The 17,367-nt window shown below is 60.9% G+C and carries 12 protein-coding genes and 1 tRNA gene; 9 read left to right on the forward strand and 4 right to left on the reverse strand.

Going from position 1 to position 17,367, the window contains the following annotated elements:
* The first annotated feature begins 61 nt into the window (after positions 1-61).
* The 5 genes from ACIPZE_RS01915 (at position 62) to ACIPZE_RS01935 (ending at position 9,020) form a co-directional block, all read left to right on the forward strand.
* Positions 62-1,258, forward strand: a complete 1,197-nt coding sequence (locus tag ACIPZE_RS01915) for an acetyl-CoA carboxylase biotin carboxylase subunit family protein (RefSeq protein ID WP_283436488.1) — start codon at positions 62-64, stop codon at positions 1,256-1,258.
* Positions 1,258-4,146: an amino acid adenylation domain-containing protein gene (locus tag ACIPZE_RS01920; protein WP_400770880.1), complete on the forward strand. Its 2,889-nt coding sequence runs from the start codon at positions 1,258-1,260 to the stop codon at positions 4,144-4,146. The genes ACIPZE_RS01915 and ACIPZE_RS01920 overlap by 1 nt, the downstream gene beginning before the upstream one ends.
* A gap of 53 nt (positions 4,147-4,199) precedes the next feature.
* Positions 4,200-4,376, forward strand: a complete 177-nt coding sequence (locus ACIPZE_RS01925; RefSeq protein ID WP_283436490.1) for an MbtH family NRPS accessory protein — start codon at positions 4,200-4,202, stop codon at positions 4,374-4,376.
* Positions 4,377-4,443: 67 nt separating this feature from the next.
* Positions 4,444-8,364: an amino acid adenylation domain-containing protein gene (locus tag ACIPZE_RS01930; RefSeq protein WP_400770883.1), complete on the forward strand. Its 3,921-nt coding sequence runs from the start codon at positions 4,444-4,446 to the stop codon at positions 8,362-8,364.
* The gene (locus ACIPZE_RS01935) at positions 8,361-9,020 is read left to right on the forward strand and encodes a 4'-phosphopantetheinyl transferase (RefSeq protein WP_400770886.1); all 660 of its coding nucleotides are present in this window, start codon (positions 8,361-8,363) and stop codon (positions 9,018-9,020) included. The genes ACIPZE_RS01930 and ACIPZE_RS01935 overlap by 4 nt, the downstream gene beginning before the upstream one ends.
* Here ACIPZE_RS01935 and ACIPZE_RS01940 read toward each other — a convergent pair.
* Entirely contained in the window at positions 8,998-9,627 is a 630-nt protein-coding gene (locus ACIPZE_RS01940; protein ID WP_283436493.1) for a TetR/AcrR family transcriptional regulator, read from the reverse strand. The two genes, ACIPZE_RS01935 and ACIPZE_RS01940, sit on opposite strands and share 23 nt — an antisense overlap.
* Positions 9,628-9,783: 156 nt before the next feature.
* On the opposite strand from ACIPZE_RS01940, the gene ACIPZE_RS01945 reads away from it, so the two are divergent.
* From ACIPZE_RS01945 to ACIPZE_RS01960, 4 genes are all read left to right on the forward strand, one after another.
* Positions 9,784-11,166: an aspartate aminotransferase family protein gene (locus ACIPZE_RS01945; RefSeq protein WP_400770889.1), complete on the forward strand. Its 1,383-nt coding sequence runs from the start codon at positions 9,784-9,786 to the stop codon at positions 11,164-11,166.
* A gap of 252 nt (positions 11,167-11,418) precedes the next feature.
* Complete coding sequence (locus tag ACIPZE_RS01950; RefSeq protein ID WP_283436495.1) at positions 11,419-12,714, forward strand: OprD family porin; 1,296 nt, start codon at positions 11,419-11,421, stop codon at positions 12,712-12,714.
* A gap of 430 nt (positions 12,715-13,144) precedes the next feature.
* Positions 13,145-13,390 carry a type II toxin-antitoxin system ParD family antitoxin gene (locus tag ACIPZE_RS01955; protein ID WP_283436496.1) on the forward strand — a complete coding sequence of 82 codons (246 nt, stop codon included), beginning with the start codon at positions 13,145-13,147 and terminating at the stop codon, positions 13,388-13,390.
* Complete coding sequence (locus ACIPZE_RS01960; protein WP_346772236.1) at positions 13,383-13,559, forward strand: type II toxin-antitoxin system RelE/ParE family toxin; 177 nt, start codon at positions 13,383-13,385, stop codon at positions 13,557-13,559. The genes ACIPZE_RS01955 and ACIPZE_RS01960 overlap by 8 nt, the downstream gene beginning before the upstream one ends.
* 364 nt (positions 13,560-13,923) lie before the next feature.
* Here ACIPZE_RS01960 and ACIPZE_RS01965 read toward each other — a convergent pair.
* The 3 genes from ACIPZE_RS01965 to selA form a co-directional block, all read right to left on the reverse strand.
* Positions 13,924-14,019 (reverse strand) — tRNA-Sec (locus ACIPZE_RS01965).
* Positions 14,020-14,025: 6 nt separating this feature from the next.
* Positions 14,026-15,942 (reverse strand): selenocysteine-specific translation elongation factor, encoded by a 1,917-nt coding sequence (gene selB / locus ACIPZE_RS01970; RefSeq protein WP_400770894.1) that lies wholly within the window; start codon positions 15,940-15,942, stop codon positions 14,026-14,028.
* Positions 15,939-17,342 (reverse strand): L-seryl-tRNA(Sec) selenium transferase, encoded by a 1,404-nt coding sequence (gene selA, locus ACIPZE_RS01975; RefSeq protein ID WP_400771035.1) that lies wholly within the window; start codon positions 17,340-17,342, stop codon positions 15,939-15,941. The genes selB and selA overlap by 4 nt, the downstream gene beginning before the upstream one ends.
* Between the last annotated feature and the right edge of the window lie 25 nt (positions 17,343-17,367).

The following is a 17,367-nucleotide window of genomic DNA, read 5'->3' on the forward strand; positions in this document are numbered from 1 at the left end:
ACCCGCAAAGCGATCTGCGCGGGGGCAGTCCGACGATTTTGTTTTCAGGGATAGAACAACAATGAAAATTCTGGCGCTGGGCCGTGAGTGTGATTTACACGATTACGTGACGTACTGTCAGGGGTTGGGCAGAGACGTCGTGTGTTTTTCGCCGCCCGCTCTTCTACAAGACGAAAAGGCTCAATGGGCTTCGCAACTGACTGCCGCGCTCGACGCCGTCGCGCCGGGGCATACGTTCGCACACGTGGTCTCGTTCAATGACGGGTTTCAGGTTCAGGCTGATGTGTTCAAGCAAATCTTCGGCCTTGCCGCGCGTAACACCGACACGCTGTTCACCCTGACGGACAAGGCAGCGTTCAAGGCTGTACCGGCCACTGCAGATTTCATCAGCCGCTACCTGCGCCTGCCACAGCAGATCGACGCCGCGCAGGCGTGGCAGCAAGTCGAGCAAGCGTTGACCTTGCCGGTGGTGCTCAAGCCTTCCAACGGTTTCTACAGCGCCGGGGTTATCCGGGTTGACGACCGCGCCGCCTTCAACAAGGCCCTGACTCTGACCAAACGGGTCTGCGCGCTCATGACCCAACAACGCGGCGATTCGGAAATTCTGGTCGAGGAATACATCGACGGTGAAGAGTTTTCGGTCGACGGCTATGTGCTCGACGGCCAGGTCAAACCGCTGTTGCTGCACCACAAATACCCACGGCTGGAAGGCCCGACGTTTCATGAGAACGCGCAGATCTCGCGGCCATTCGATGAGCGCCTGGGCGAACCGTTCATGCTTGCGCTGCGCCAGATCATTGCCGCAGTCGGCCTCGACCAGTCGCCGTTCCATGCCGAGTTCCGCATTACGCCCGAGCAACGCGTCTACGTGCTCGAACTGGCGCCGAGAATCTCCGGTGGCGGCATCTCTTCGCGTTACCTGATGGACATCTGCCTGGGGCTGGACGTCTACGACGTCGACTTCAAACTCGCCTCGCCGTCGTTGCAACTTGCGCTGCCCCATCGGCGCATCGGCCTCGAGTACGACTTCAGTGTGAAAAAAAGCGGCGTCTTGAAATCCATCGAGAAAACTGTCGCGCAATGCCGGGAGATGGGCGCCAGCACCATCATCCAGCATCGCCACAATGGCGAGTTCGTCATGGCCCCGCCCGTGGCCATGGAGACGGTGTTGACGGCCTTTTTCAGCTGCGCCTCGAAAGAGCAGGCACTGCAAATCTTCGATTACCTGGAAACCTGTGAAGTCGAGACCCAAGCCTGATGAACACGATGCCATTGCCCGACCGCTCCTTGCCGTTGCTCGACACGCAGGTTGGCCTGTGGGTCAGCGAACAGGTCAATCAGGCCAGCACCTCGCATAACATCCACGTGCGCCTGGCGATTGGCGGCGCACTCGACGTCGCCGCGTTACAACAAGCGATCGACTGGCTGGTGCAACGCCACGATAACCTGCGAGCGCGCTTTGTCCTGGAGGGAGAAACACCACGCCAGATCATCAGCGCCGACCGGCACACGCCGCTCGAGCAAGAACGGATCGATGCCGCTGATCTGCACGCGCGCACTGACGCCTTGCTGCTGCAGTCGATGGATATCACCGCAGGGCCGCTGTTTCGCAGCGTGTTGCTGCAATCCGGCGCAGAGCAACATGTGCTGCTGCTGATCATCCATCATCTGATATTCGACGGCGGCTCGATTGAGGTGTTGTTGCGCGATCTGCGCGAGGCTTATGTCGCGTTTTCACAAGGCACGCCTGCGGTGCCGGCAGCGCTGCCGTTCAGCTATGCCGGGTATGTCGAGCGTCAAGCGACTGTGCGCACACCAGCCGCCCTCGACTATTGGCTTAAAACCCTGGCTGATCGGCCGCCAGCCAAACGCTTTCCCTGTGCCCGGCTGGCCAGCGGAAAGACCGCACGCCGGGCCGCTGACGTCGTTACTCAGATGCAACCGGCAGCGGCGCAACAGCTGCGTGAATTGACCGGACCCGGCACGTTCACCCCGTTCATGGTGCACATGGCGATCTGCGCAATGTTGTTGCAACGCCAGACCGCCGTCGAAGACATGGTCTTCGGCATGCCGCTGTCGACCCGCGACGGCGCGGAAACGAACGACCTGACGGGGTTGTTCGTCAACGTCGTCGCGCTGCGCCTGCAATTGACCGCGCAGCGGACTTTCGCACAGCTGCTGCAACACGTTCGGGCACGTATTCTGCGGGCGATGATGCACCGCGATCTGCCGTACCACGAATTGGTCAGCCAGTTGCGCGCCGGGCGGGAAACCGGCGCGCTGTTTCATGTCTTTCTCAACCATGCGTCGGTGCTGCGCCGGCCCTTTCAGGCCGGGCGCTGCACGTTTGAACTGCTGCCGACGACAAACATCACCGCGGCGTTCGAAATGAACCTCGCCATTGTCGAAACCGACACCGGTTTTGACACGGTTTTCGAATTCGACGACATGCGCTTCGATCGCACCGACATCGGCGCGCTTGCCGAGCAGTATCACCATCTGCTGTCGGCGGTGCTGGGCAACCCGGACACCGAATGGCGGGATCTGCCCGCCGCGCCCGCCAGCAGTCGTCCGGTGCACCAATGGTTCGAAACCCAGGTCGAACAGACGCCGGACGCCATTGCCGTGGTGTTTGAGGACAGCCGCCTGAGTTACCGCGAGCTCAACGCCCGGGCCAATCAGGTCGCTCGCAGCCTGCGCGATGCCGGTGTCACGCCGGGCGTACTGGTCGGCCTGTGCATCGAGCGTGGCCCGCAGATGGTGGTCGGCATCCTTGCTGTACTCAAGGCCGGAGCAGCCTATCTGCCGATTGATCCGGACAATCCCGATGAGCGTATTCGCTTCATTGTGCAAGACACTGGCCTGGGCACCCTGCTTACTTCAAGCCATTTGCAGCCACGGTTTGCCGACTTTGCGTTGAACCTGATGTGCCTGGATAACCTTGCAGAATCCGCCGCGCACGACACGACTAACCTGAACTTGAGCGTCGCGTTGCAAGACCTCGCCTATTGCATCTATACCTCGGGCTCCACCGGGCAACCGAAAGGAGCGCTCAATACCCACGGCGGTTTCGCCAATCTGGTGCAGTGGTATGTGCGTGACGGCCTGCACATGCGCAACGACGATAGGGTGATGCTCGCCAGCTCGGTCGGTTTCGACCTCACGCAAAAAAACATCCTCGGGCCGCTGTGCGCCGGCGCGTGCCTGATGATCCCGCAGCACTCACCCGCGCACGCCATGGGTTTCATGAAGGCACTGACAGCGTACCGCCCGACCTGGCTGAACTGCGCACCGTCGGCGTTTCGCGCGTTCGCCGGCTCAGCGCGCACCGCAAGCCTGCGCATGCTGGTCCTTGGTGGCGAGCCAGTCGACGCCGCACTGCTGGAACAATTGCGCGGGCGCCCGCTGACCCTGGTCAACTCCTATGGCCCGACCGAGTGCTCCGACGTCGCGAGCTGGTGCAGTCAGGACATGCAAACACTGGCGCAGGCCGCTGAAATGCCGTTGGGCCAGGCGATACCCGGGGTTCAGGTGTTTGTGCTGGACGAAAACCTGCAACCCGTCGCGATCGGTGAAGCCGGCGAAATCCACATCGCCGGAACCGGAGTCGGCCAAGGCTATCTGCGGCGTGCCGCACTCAGCGCGCAAACCTTCATCCCCAACCCTTACGGCCCTGCCGGCAGCCGCATGTACAAGAGCGGCGACCTGGGCAGGTACCTGTCCGATGGCAGCCTCGCATTTATCGGTCGCATCGATTTTCAGGTGAAGGTGCGCGGTCACCGCATTGAACTGGGCGAAATCGAGAGTCGCTTGTCAGCCTGTGCAGCCATTCGTGAAGCGGTGGTCATGGCGCTCGAGGCCGGTGCGGGTGAAAAGCGCCTGGTCGCCTACCTCGTCGCCGGGGATGGCCACGTGATCGACGGCGAGCAACTGGCCAACACCTTGCGCGAGGACTTGCCCGACTACATGGTGCCGGACACCTGGATCGCGCTGCCGCAACTACCGCTGAATATCAACGGCAAGCTGGACCGCAAGGCATTGCCGCCACCCGCATGGCGGGTTCAGCAAAAGACTGCGGCTGACGGCCTGGCACTGACGCCGATCCTGCGCCAGCCACGCATCGATGTCCGCAGCCTGATTTCGTGATCAACCACGGCGCAACCGCACCCGACTTCTATCGTTTGCCAAGGAAATAGCCCATGTCCGAACAGACCTACACCGTTGTGAAAAACCGCGAAGAACAGTACTCGATCTGGCCCTCGCACCTTGCCTGTCCCCAAGGATGGGACGCGCTGCACATCAGCGGCAGCAAACAAGCCTGCCTGGCGTACATCGCCGAACACTGGACCGACATGCGGCCGCTGAGCCTGCGCTGAAGTCCTGCGCCATTCAGTTGGGCCGTTGCGGCCCCGGTGGCGAACCATTGATGACAAGGAAGTGCTGATGAACCGCAAACTCGCCCCCGTCTACCGGTTTTGCGCCTCGACGGCCCAGCGTCGACTGTGGCAACGCCACCAACAAGATCCGCGCCTGGCGCCGGCACATTGCTCGGCGCTGATGCACGTGCACGGCCCACTGAACTGCGCAGGACTTGAACGCAGCCTGGCCGTCGTGGTGCAACGGCATGAGGCCCTGCGCACGGTTTTTTCCTGGGAAGACAACGAGCTGGTGCAATGGATTGATGAAGGGATGCAGATCCCGCTGGAGCTCATCGACCTCTCTTCATTGGCTGGATCGGCATTGCCGCGCGGTCTGCAAATGGCCCGTCAGCGCGCTGACGAACTGTTCGACCTGAGCCGTGGGCCGCTGCTGCGCGTCTGCCTGATACAGCTCGGCGAAGATCAGCATTTATTGCTACTGACGGCTCACCCCAGCGTCGCTGATCACCCATCAATGCGCATTCTTTGCCAGGAGTGGAGCCAGATCCATAATGCCGGTGGCCTGACTGCCGACGCGACACTGCCGCCGCTGGAAGTTCAGCTTGCCGATGTCTGTGTCTGGCAACATCAACGGATGCAAACTCCGGCAATACGCGATCTGCTGAACAGCGCCCGCGAGGATTATCGCGAGCGGCCATGGACGCTCGAGCTGCCCCGTACGGATGTCGCATCCACCGCAGCCTCTGCGCAAGTCGGTGTGGTGGAATGGCAGGCCGATCCGTCGATACTGACCTTGCTGGAACAGATCGCCACTCGCCACAACAGCAATCTTGACGGGGTGCTGACAGCGGCCTTCAACGCCGTGCTATATCGCTACAGCCAGCAGAATGAAATCTGCCTGGGGTTCGCCACGCCGAATCGCCGCCATGCCCAAACCCAAGGCCTGATCGGTGGTCTGGCCAACACCTTGATCATGCGCACGGTGCTGAGCGACGGTGTCAGCCTTGAAGAGGCTGTATCGCTCACTCGCGAGGCCCGGCTCAAGGCTGAAGAGTTTCCTGATATCGACCTTGCGCACCTGCTCGCGGCTTCGGCCACTGAGGCTGACGGCACGCTGGAGAATGGTCTCAGCGCGACCTTCGAACGGCGTGATCCTGCGCGACTGGCTCTGACCGGCGTGGCCGTCGAAGGATTGCCGTTTGCCAGCCAGACCATCGATTGCGACCTGAAACTGGTCGTCTACAGCCACCCGACGCGTTTGGCAGGATGCTTTGAATATGCCGCAGAGCATTTCACTGACGTGACCCTGCAACGCATGGCGCGACACTTCGAAGCTGCGTTGCAGGCATTGGCGCTGACGCCGCACAGCCGCATCGAGCAGTGGCCCTTGGCGCCGGCAGGCTGCGCGTCGCTGTCGACCAACGAGGATCTGACAGCGTTCAGCGAACATCAGCAGTTGCCGGTGTTTCGGCGGTTTGCCGCGCAGGCGGCCAGGACGCCTGAGGCGATTGCGCTGATCTTTGAACAGCAGTCCTGCACCTATGCGCAACTCAACCGTCAGGCCAATCAACTCGCCGCACACTTGCACAGTCTCGGGGTTGGATCGCAGAGCGTGGTGGCGCTGCTGGTTGAGCGCGGTCCGCGCCTGGTCAGCAGTTTATTGGCGATCCTCAAGGTCGGCGCCGCTTACCTGCCGCTAGACGCCATGTACCCTGCCCAGCGCATCAGCAACATGTTCGAAGACGCCGGCGTCAGTTTGATCATCACCAGCGCAGCGCTGCTCGAACATCTGCCAGAAAGCCCATTACCACTGGTTTGCCTGGATCAACAGAATGAGCAACTGGCCCGCCAGCCGCTGAGCGATCCAGACATCGCAGTCAGCCCGCAACAGCTCGCTTATTGCCTGTTCACCTCCGGCTCGACGGGCCGTCCGAAAGGCGTGCAGATCGAACATCGGGCACTGAGTAACCTGCTCGCGGCGATGGAGGCTGCGCCCGGCCTTGGGCCTGACGATGTCTGGCTGAGCGTGACCTCGGCCGCTTTCGACATCTTCGCGGTAGAGGTTTATCTGCCGCTGATCACGGGCGCCACGCTGCTGCTGGCGAGCAAAGAAGAGGCTGCAGATCCGAGCGCTCTTGCACGCTTGGCACAGGTGCACGGCGCGACAGTGCTGCAAGCGACGCCCGCCACCTGGCGCATGCTGATCGACAGCCAGGTGAGCATGTCGCTGCGCACCGCCATGAGTGGCGGCGAAGCGATGGATACGGCCTTGGCTGAGGGCATGCGCAGCCTCGCCAAAACGGTGTGGAACCTCTATGGCCCCACGGAAACGACAATTTATTCAAGCCGCACAAAGATCCTCAGCGGGCACCTGCCGACTCTTGGCGGACCGGTCGAAAATACTCGTTTGTACGTGCTCGATCGCCACCTCAATCCGCTGCCGGTGGGTTGCACCGGAGAAATCCATATCGGCGGCGACGGCTTGACCAGGGGTTACATCAATCGCCCCGACCTTACCGCCGAGCGCTTCCTGCCCGATCCGTTCGGTCCGCCAGGCAGCCGCATGTATCGTACCGGCGACCTCGCCCGGCAGTTGCCCAACGGCGATCTGGTTTACCTCGATCGTATCGATTTCCAGGTGAAAATTCGTGGTTTGCGCATCGAACTGGGCGAAATCGAGGCCGCGCTGCGAAGGATTGCGGACGTGCGCCAGGCCGTCGTCACCGCGCATGGCGAAGAAACTGCCAGCCGAAAACTGGTGGCTTATGTGGTGGCGCGCCCGGGGCACACGCTGGATCGCGAAGCACTCGCGCACGAACTGCAACAATCGGTGCCTGACTACATGGTGCCCGGCCTGTGGGTGTTCCTGGAAAAACTGCCGTTGAACGTCAGCGGAAAAATCGACCGCAGTCGCCTGCCCGCGCCGCCACGGACATCAGCCATCGATGCCCGGCCAAACCCTGAGGTATTGAGCGACAGCCAGGCACGTCTGGCGGCGATATGGGCGCAAACCCTGCAAATTGCGGATGTCGCCCTGCAGGACAACTTCTTCGCACTGGGTGGCAACTCGATGCTGGCGATCCGTTGCCTGGTACGGATCAACAGTGAGTTCGACAAACAGCTGTCACTGCGCACTTTTTTCGAACACCAGACGGTTGCAGCGCTAGATCTTCATCTGCAAATACAGGCGCAACCGAACGCTGTTGAACAAGTGCGGATGACTACCTGGTTCAGCCAGCCCGATTTGCCCGACGTTTACGGTTTTTCTGGCTGTGGCATGCACGGCGCGGCCTATTTTCCATTGGCGCGGGCTTTGGCCCCGGTGTGCAACTTTCACGCTCTGGAGCCTTTGGAGCCGGAATCACCCGACGGGCAACTGGTCACGGTGCAAGCGCTGGCCCAGCGATACGCCGAGGCAATCATCAGTCACCGTAAAACCACACCGATTACCTTGGTGGGGCATTCTTTCGGCGGTTCACTTGCCTTCGAAACCGCGCGGTTGCTTGAGCAGCGGTCACTCTCTGTGCGCCTGATCCTGCTCGACGCGACATTGGTCGACCCGTGCCTGCTCGAACGCGAGGCCGGTATTGCCGCGCCGGCGGATCGTTTGCCCGAATGGCTGGCGATTGCGCCAGAATTGCCTGGAGGGCAGATCGCCGAGGATGACCTGCTCGCCAGCGCCCGAACGCTGTACCTGCAACATTGCCGGATCTTCGCGGCTTACGTACCCAGCGGCATCCTGCGTGCACCGGTCACGGCACTGTTGGCGGAACAGGCGCTGCTCCTGCAAAAGCTGCGTGCGGGCTTTTTGCGCGTTTGTGCGCAGCGGTTGCTCGCGCCTCCCGTGTTGCACAGCGTTCCGGGTGACCACATGAGCATGCTCGCGCCGCCGCATGTCGAAGTCGTCGCGGCGCGTATCAGCCACGAACTGCACCAGCCGGCCACCGCGCCTGCCCGTGCGGCGATGGCACACGACAGCGCATGAGTGACTCACCGTTCGTTGCGCTGCTGCCGAAGCGATGCAGCGTCAAACAAGCCGATGAACCGCAGTGGTGGTCAGGCGGACTGTATGCCGAAGAGCGCTGGCATGCGCAAAAAATGCACGCATTGCGCCGCCGTGAATTCACCGCCGGGCGCAATTGTGCCCGGGCGGCATTGCGATCCTTGGGCTTGCCGGACGTTGCGATTGGCAAGGGTGCGCAGGGTGAACCGCTGTTTCCCTGCGCGGTGACCGGCAGCATCACTCACACGGGCGACTATTGCGCGGCGGCCGTGTGCCGAAAGCCAGGAGTCAGCAGCATCGGCATCGATGCCCAGCAGAATGTCGACCTCGATCAATCACTGTATCGGCGAGTGCTCGGGCATCGCCCAGGCACAACCATTGCCAGCGATGGTCACTGCGAAGGTACGTTGGTGTTCAGTTTGAAAGAGGCGTTTTACAAAGCGCTGTATCCGGTTTGCCAACGCCCCGTGCCAGCAATGGCGTTGAAGGTGCACCTGCCGGCCTCCTTTGGGCCATGCATCATCGAGGTGCTGACGCCGGCCCTGAAAACAGTCGTCGAAGCGTTCAATGTCGACATCCGCTTCAGCTTCGATGAACAGCGTATTTATAGCGCCGTCACGTTATCGGAGCGGTCGTGACGGGCAGCTCCAGTATGCCGTGGCAGATCAGGCTCAGCACACTGCGCATATGCCGGGCATGCGCATCGCGGTCCGGTGTGGCTTCGGTCGCGAGGCGAATGAAGGCGACATTGGCATATTGATTGAACAGGGTCGCCGCGACGTCGATATCGATTGACTGGCGGATTTTGCCGTTGCGCTGAAAGTGCACCAGCAGCGCTTTGGTTTCTTCGATCACTGCACCGTTCCACGGCTCAAGTGCCCGGGCCAGCTCGCCGGTGAACAGAAATGGCGCCAACTCGCGCCACAACGATGCGGGCATCGCCTGCAGTTGGTAATGGGTCATCAGCCCTTCGAATTCGCACAACGCCTCCAGCGGATCGCTGTCATCGTCAAGATTGGCGCGCGCCTCACGCATCGCCTGTTCATCCGGTTGTTTGAGCAACGCCAGCAGAATCTCCTGCTTGCCGCCGAAGTAATTGACCACGGTCGGTGCGGACACCCCGGCCTGCACGGCGATCTGCTCCAGCGTGGTCGCGGCAAAACCCTGGGTCTTGAACAACGCGAGCGCCGCTTCGGCGATCACTTGTCTGCGCTGTTCCTTCTGCCGCTCTCTGAGTCCGCTCATGTTGCCTCTGATGATCCTTGCCAATGCGCTTCAGCCTACGGATATCTTTTTACATCGACAAATATTTTCTTTACAAAAATATTTTTAAATGCCAAATATTAGCCGTGCACCGCTGGAATGAACGCACGCCCTTGTCCATTTCCCTGGAGATCAGCCATGTCCGCCGAATTCGATTCGACCCGCAGCACCCGCGATTATCAGGACGCCGACGCCGCCCACCACATTCACGCGTTCGTCGATCAGAAAGCCCTCAACGAGGAAGGCCCGCGGGTGATGGTCAGCGGTGATCGCCTGGCGTTGTGGGACAACGATGGCAATCGTTACCTGGACGGCATGTCCGGCCTGTGGTGCACCAACCTCGGTTATGGGCGCAAGGATCTGGCTGGCGCTGCGACGAAGCAGCTGGAACAATTGCCCTACTACAACATGTTCTTCCACACCACTCACCCGGCGGTGATCGAACTGTCCGAGCTGCTCTTCAGCCTGTTGCCCAAGCACTACAGCCATGCGATCTACACCAACTCCGGTTCCGAAGCCAACGAAGTGCTGATCCGCACCGTGCGCAAGTTCTGGCAGGTGATGGGCCAGCCCGAGAAGAAAATCATGATCGGCCGCTGGAACGGCTATCACGGCTCGACCCTCGCGGCGACGGCGCTGGGCGGGATGAAGTTCATGCACGAAATGGGCGGCACCATTCCTGATGTCGCGCACATTGATGAGCCGTACTGGTTTGCCCACGAAGGCAATCTCAGCCCGGAAGAGTTTGGCCTGAAAGCCGCGCAGCAACTGGAAGAGAAAATTCTCGAACTGGGAGCCGACAAGGTCGCCGCGTTTGTTGCCGAACCGTTCCAGGGCGCAGGCGGCATGATCATTCCACCGGCGACTTACTGGCCGGAAATTCAACGCATCTGCCGCAAGTACGACGTGCTGCTGTGCGCTGACGAAGTCATTGGCGGGTTTGGCCGTACGGGTGAATGGTTTGCGCATCAGGCGCTCGGCTTCGAACCCGACACGCTGTCGATTGCCAAAGGCCTGACCTCCGGTTACATCCCCATGGGCGGGCTGATCCTGTCGCGGCGCATGGCTGAGGCATTGGTGGAAAAAGGTGGCGTGTTCGCGCACGGCCTCACCTACTCCGGCCACCCGGTCGCTGCCGCTGTGGCGATTGCCAACCTCAAGGCGTTGCGCGATGAAGGCGTGGTCGCGCAGGTTAAAACCGACACAGGCCCGTATCTGCAAAACTGCCTGCGTGAGGTGTTTGGCAACCATCCGCTGGTGGGTGAGATTCAGGGTATCGGGCTGGTGGCCGCGTTGCAGTTCGCCGAAGACAAGGTAACGCGCAAGCGTTTCGCCAACGAAAACGACATCGCCTGGCGTTGCCGCACGATCGGTTTTGAAGAGGGTTTGATCATTCGTTCTACGCTGGGCCGGATGATCATGGCCCCGGCGTTGATCGCCACGCGCGCCGAGTTGGACGAACTGATCGACAAGACCCGTATCGCCGTGGATCGCACGGCCCGCGAATACGGCATCCTGTAACCCGTCACTTATGTAGGAGTGAGCCTGCTCGCGATAGCAGTAATTCTGCGACATTGATGTTGCAGACCCACCGCCATCGCTGGCAGGCCAGCTCCCACAATGATTTGGGCTGCCCGGGATTGTGTGAGCGACCCAAAACCCTGTGGGAGCTGGCTTGCCAGCGATGGCGTCTGTGCAATTCAGCACATCGGCTCAATCTTGTTAGCGGATATCACTCGATCATTCAGCCCACTTAATTGCTGGCCACTGACCATGATCGACCGTGCCCCTTCGCGTCTCAGCCTGCTCACTTTGCTCTGCGGTCTGCAGGCAACCGCCAGCGCCAGTGGTTTGCTCGACGATGCAAAAACCGACGTGCTCAGCCGCAACTTCTTCCTGAGCAACGACTACCGCTCGCCCTCGCCCACCGGCAAAAACTACAAGCAGGAATGGGCGCAAGGATTCATCGGCACATTTACGTCGGGCTTCACGCCGGGCAGTGTCGGTTTCGGTGTCGATGCCCATGCTTTTCTCGGTTTGAAACTGGATGGCGGCAAAGGCCATTCCGGCACCGGTTTACTGCCGGTCGACAGCAACGGTCGCAGCGAAGCGGATTATTCCGACGCGGGCGGAGCGTTCAAATTAAAGGTTTCAAGAACCACCTTGGCGTTCGGTGAAATGACCGTCGAAACCCCGGTTTTCGATACCTCGGACAAACGCCTGCAACCGGAATACGCCACTGGTTTTCTGTTAACCAGCCACGAGATCGACAACGTCAGTCTCACGGCGGGACACTTCACCGCCTTCAAGAATCAGGACAGTTCATCCAGCCACGGCGATTTTTTCGGTTATGGCGCCAATACCGAGGCAGGCGGGATCAGCTTCCTCGGCGCCGACCTGTTCGGCGACAGCCCCGTTGGCGGTTCCCTGTACGCCTCGGAACTCAGCGACACCTGGCAGCAGTACTACGGCAATCTGCACTTCAAGCAATCCGGTGTGCTGCTCGACGCTAACCTCTACCGCACCCGCAACACCGGCCAGGCACTGGCCGGCGCCATCGACAACACCGCGTTCAGCCTGTCCGGCAAATACACCTTCGGTGCCCACGGCGTGATGCTCGGCTGGCAACGGATCGATGGCGACACGCCGTTCGATTTCGTCGGTGGCGATTCGATTTATCTGGCCAACTCGATCAAATACGCCGACTTCAACGGCGCCGGCGAACGCTCCTGGCAAGCACGCTACGACCTCGACCTCGGCGCCTTCGGCATCCCGGGCCTGACTTTCATGAGCCGCTACGTAACCGGTGACCACATCGACGGCACCCACGCGCCCAAGGGCGGCGCGTACAACCCGTTTGATCCGGACAGCGGCGGGTATCAGCCGCAGCAAGGTGATGGCGGCAAACATTGGGAGCGGGATATCGATTTGAAATACGTGGTGCAGTCGGGGGCGGCGAAGGATCTGTCGGTGCAGGTTTCGCACGTTTCGCACCGGGCCAATGAGGCGCAGGCTGGGGATGATATCGACCGGGTTTATGTGGTGGTGCAGTATCCGCTGAGCTTCTGACCGAAACGCAATCCAGGTGTGGGAGCTAACTTGCCAGCCTTTTAAACGCAGGCGTTTAAAAGACACCTCCAGACACGCCTTCCAGGCTACACATCCTTGCGCCATTGCCTACAGCTACGCCAGAATCCGCCGGCTTGTGCGCCTTAGGGACGGGTTCTATTGTGGGACGGTCGCTGACGAATCAGCGATCGGGTTTCGCAGCCCGGATCAATCAAGGCGCACAGCGCTCCAGTTCATTGCCATCAACGATTTATGGCAATGGTGCTTCATGGCGGCTGTGCGCGGGATACCTTCGGGTATGCCGGGTACCTTGATTCCCGGTCTGCGAACCTGCGTACAGCTGCCACCTCCCTTCGTTTCGCAGCGAACCAGACAACGTTCTCCGCTTTTTGCTTTCGCGCACAGTCGACCATCCTCCGGAGGCCTGCTCATGGTAACCGTACGAAAAACCATCACCTTGACTGAGCAGCAAGGCCACTGGATCAGAGCCCAGATCGAAGCCGGTAATTACATCAACGACAGCGAATACATCCGCGATCTGATCCGCCGTGAACAGGAACGCAACGCTGAAATCGAAACTATTCGTGCAGCGCTTCGTGAGGGTGAGTCCAGGGGAAAACCGCGACCATTCGATCCTGTTGCATTCAAACAGAGAATGTTAATCACGCATGAGTGAATATCGTCTGACGCCCGCTGCCGAAGCTGACCTTGAAGCAATCTGGATTTACACCGTTCGCCGGTGGGGCGTGGATCCAGGCAATAGCTATATTGACGTCCTTATTTCTTCATTTGCACAGTTGGCAGTGCGCCCTAAAACAGCGCCGGCCTTCGACGATAGGCGATAGGCTACCGCCGCTGTCGGGTGGAGAGGCATATGATCTATTTTCGAATCACTGCGTACGGAATTGCGATCATCAGGGTTCTGCATGATCGAATGGATGCGCAGCGTAATCTCTGATTCGTCCTGGTTTACCTCCTGCTAAATCGGGTTTGAAAACCTCCATCGCGAGCAGGCGAAGGCCTGCAGGGGATTACAGATCGTTCCCACGCTCTGCGTGGGAATGCAGCCCGGGACGCTCCGCGTTCCTTCCGAAGCCGAACGCGGAGCGTCCGTTGAGGCATTCCCACGCGGAGCGTGGGAACGATCAACGATCAACACAGTTCGGTGTAGGAGCTGCCGAAGGCTGCGATCTTTTGCTTTTCGGAAACTGGCGGAAGGCAGCCGGAGTCGAACCTGCCCGGGAACGGATGCCGTCCCCAACCGGGTTTGAAGCCCGGCCGCGCCACCGGGCGCGATTGCCTTCCTTGAACTCAGTGTGTATCGGCGTGCGCCAGCGCGTTGTCGGGGCGGATCTGGCGGGATTCGCCGAGGCGTCGGGTCATGCCGATGCGGTCGAAGTATTCGAGGTACTGAATACTGCGTTTGCGTCCCAAGCCTAGCGCATCGCGGAAGGTTGTCACCTGGACCTGCGGATTTTCCTTGGCCAGTTGCAACAGCACCGCGGCCATTTGCCTGAGCACGGTGTCGCTGATGAACAGGTCGCGCACCACTTGATGCATCAACCCCAGGCGCGCCAGTTTGCGCAACAGCAGGCGCACCACGGCATCGTCCTGGGCGAGCGCTTTCGCCACATCGCGTACCCACGGCGGATCGAATCCAGCGTTTGCAAACAACGGTTGCATCTGCTTCCACAGGGTTTCGTCTTCGGTATTCAGGCGCACCTGATGATCGGGCAGATGCAGCCATGGGCCGCTGGCGGTGATCGCGCCGGCCTCGCGCAATTCATCGAGCAAACTGGCAAACGTCGAACGTTCCAGCGGCAGCGCACTGAAGCGTCTCAGGCGATCACGATCCGGACCCATCTGATCGGGCTCCAGTTCATGAAACTTCGCCAGTTGTTCCAGCAAGGTGAATTTCAGCTGCCCCCAGCGTTGCACGTTGAACAGCACCGGCCCTTGGCGGGTGTTGATCAGGCGCACATTCTCAGGCAGTGACCAGGTTGCGCGCGGCCGATTGAATTGGCGTTCCAGCCGTTGCGGGTCGAGGCCGCCGGCACTGTGATCAAGCAACGCTGGCAACACCTGCTCAAAACTTTCGCTGTCAGCCAACGCCTGCAACTGCGCCAGCCGCTCAAGGCTGCGGCGCTGTCGGGCCGGGGCAAACGGATCCAGTACGCGCCCACCGCCAAGGGTGCGCTGAGCGCTGGAATCACGCAGGATCAGCCGATCGCCCCTCACCGCATGCACCGGCGCGTTGATCAGCAGTTGCGCGAACATGCGCTCGCCAGCACTCAGCCGTGATCCTTCGAGCAGCGCCACCCGCGCGATCACGTCCTGTGTGCCGAGGTGCACATGCACCGGATGAAAATGCTCGAAAGTCCGTTCGCCCGGCAGCAATCGAAATTCGATATCCACGCGCTGAGTCGGGGCGTGCAACCACTCCGACAACAGCCATTGCCCGCGATGGATCTGCGCCAGCTCAAGGCGTTCGCCGCTCAAATTCAGCGCCACCCGCTGCCCAGCGAAGGCTTGCTCGGCAGCCTGATTCTGTGCGTGCAATCCACGCACTTTCACCGATTTTCCGATTGGCCCGAGCGTGAGTTTATCGCCCACCGAAACCTCGCCCGACAGCGCGGTGCCGGTCACCACAATCCCCGCGCCGGCCACGCTGAACGCACGATCAATGGCCAGGCGAAAACCACCCTCGCGGCTGCGCTCCTGCACTTCACGCTGCGTGTGCAACAACGTCTCACGCAGCTCATCAACGCCCTGCCCGGTCACGCTCGACACAATCACAACCGGCGCCTCGGCAAACGGCCCGGCCTCCAGCAGATCGAGAATCTGCCGCTGCACCTCCTCCACCCTGCCCGTCTCGACCCGGTCGCATTTGCTGATCGCCACCAAGGCGCGGGGAATCCCGAGCAATTCGACAATCGCCAGATGCTCGCGGGTTTGCGGCATCACGCCGTCATCCGCCGCGACCACCAGCAACACCAGATCGATGCCTTGCGCCCCAGCGAGCATGTTGTGGGTGAATTTCTCGTGACCGGGCACGTCGATAAACCCGGTCAGCCCCGCGCCCGTTTCCAGTTCGGCGTAGAGATAGCCAAGGTCGATGGTCATCCCGCGTTCACGTTCCTGCGGGCGGCGGTCGCCGGTTTGCCCGGTCAGGGCTTGCAGCAGCGATGTCTTGCCGTGGTCGATGTGCCCTGCCGTGCCGACAATCACTGCTCAACCTGCAACTGCGGCAATTGCGCCAGCCACGCCGGTTCATCGTCGAGTTGGCGCAGATCGAGCCACAGCGCATCGTCGTCGATACGACCAAGCACCGGGATCGGTAATGCACGTAGCGCCGCTTCCAGATCAAGCAGAAAACGACCGCGTAAACGCTTGGAGACTTGCGGGCGCATGCACAACGCCGCACTCGGCAAGCGTGCCACCGGTTGGCTGCCGCTGCCGATCATGCCCAAGGCCTCAACTGCACTGACTTGCCAGCTTTCGCCCAGCAGTTCAGCCACAAAGGGCTGTACCCGTGAAGCCTGCGCGAAGATGTCAGCCTGCGGGCGAGTCAGCAACCGCAAACTCGGCAGACGCTCAGCGAGTCGGTCCGGATCGCGATACAAACCGAGCACCGCTTCCAACGCCGCCAAAGTCAGTTTGTCCACGCGCAACGCGCGTTTCAGTGGATTCTTCTTGATCTTCGCAATCAGTTCTTTACGCCCGACGATCAATCCGGCCTGCGGTCCGCCAAGCAATTTGTCACCGCTGAAGGTGACGATGTCCGCGCCATCCAGCAATGCCTGGCGCACTGTTGGCTCGGCCGGCAAACCCCAGCGAGTCAAATCAAGCAGACTGCCGCTGCCCAGATCCTCCAGCAACGGCAAGCCATGCCGATGCGCCAATTCGGCCAACTCGGCGGTGGGCACCCGAGCGGTAAACCCTTCGATGCTGTAGTTGCTCGCATGCACACGCATGATCAATCCGCTACGTGGACTGATCGCCGCTTCATAGTCGCGAGCGTGGGTCCGATTGGTCGTGCCGACCTCATGCAGGCGCACGCCGGCGCGGGCCATGATGTCGGGGATGCGAAAGGCGCCGCCGATTTCGATCAGCTCACCGCGCGAGATAATGCCCTCCTTGCGCGCGCCGAGACTGTTGAGCGTCAGCAGCACAGCGGCGGCATTGTTGTTGACCACGGTGACGGCTTCGGCGCCGGTGAGTTCGCGGATCAGGCCTTCGATCAGATCATCGCGATCACCGCGTTTGCCGCTGGCCAGATCGAATTCGAGGTTGAGCGGATAACGCGCGGCCATTTGCACGGCGTCGATGGCTTCGTCCGGCAACAAGGCGCGGCCAAGGTTGGTGTGCAGGACGGTGCCGGTGAGGTTGAACACCCGCCGAACGTTGCTGCGTTGTTGCTGCGCCAGGCGTTCGCCGACGCGGCCGGCGAGCACTTCGGGGCTGATTTCAACGGCTGACAAATGCCCGCTCAACACGCCTGGACGCAGTTCATCGAGCAACTCACGCAAACTCGCCAGTAGCGACTCACGCCCGTGACGTTCTAGCAACGGCACGCACGCCGGGTGACGCAACAAACCATCAATGGAAGGTAACCGCAGGGACATCAGCCACTCCTGGAGACAGATCACTGAG

Source organism: Pseudomonas sp. NPDC089741, from assembly GCF_044748825.1.
GTDB classification, from domain to species: Bacteria; Pseudomonadota; Gammaproteobacteria; order Pseudomonadales; family Pseudomonadaceae; genus Aquipseudomonas; species Aquipseudomonas helmanticensis.

What these genes read in the sequence shown, in the direction of transcription:
- ACIPZE_RS01915 (WP_283436488.1), top strand. Translation starts at nt 62, where the DNA reads ATGAAAATTCTGGCGCTGGGCCGTGAGTGTGATTTACACGATTACGTG.
- ACIPZE_RS01920 (WP_400770880.1), top strand. Translation starts at nt 1,258, where the DNA reads ATGAACACGATGCCATTGCCCGACCGCTCCTTGCCGTTGCTCGACACG.
- ACIPZE_RS01925 (WP_283436490.1), top strand. Translation starts at nt 4,200, where the DNA reads ATGTCCGAACAGACCTACACCGTTGTGAAAAACCGCGAAGAACAGTAC.
- ACIPZE_RS01930 (WP_400770883.1), top strand. Translation starts at nt 4,444, where the DNA reads ATGAACCGCAAACTCGCCCCCGTCTACCGGTTTTGCGCCTCGACGGCC.
- ACIPZE_RS01935 (WP_400770886.1), top strand. Translation starts at nt 8,361, where the DNA reads ATGAGTGACTCACCGTTCGTTGCGCTGCTGCCGAAGCGATGCAGCGTC.
- ACIPZE_RS01940 (WP_283436493.1), bottom strand. Translation starts at nt 9,627, where the DNA reads ATGAGCGGACTCAGAGAGCGGCAGAAGGAACAGCGCAGACAAGTGATC.
- ACIPZE_RS01945 (WP_400770889.1), top strand. Translation starts at nt 9,784, where the DNA reads ATGTCCGCCGAATTCGATTCGACCCGCAGCACCCGCGATTATCAGGAC.
- ACIPZE_RS01950 (WP_283436495.1), top strand. Translation starts at nt 11,419, where the DNA reads ATGATCGACCGTGCCCCTTCGCGTCTCAGCCTGCTCACTTTGCTCTGC.
- ACIPZE_RS01955 (WP_283436496.1), top strand. Translation starts at nt 13,145, where the DNA reads ATGGTAACCGTACGAAAAACCATCACCTTGACTGAGCAGCAAGGCCAC.
- ACIPZE_RS01960 (WP_346772236.1), top strand. Translation starts at nt 13,383, where the DNA reads ATGAGTGAATATCGTCTGACGCCCGCTGCCGAAGCTGACCTTGAAGCA.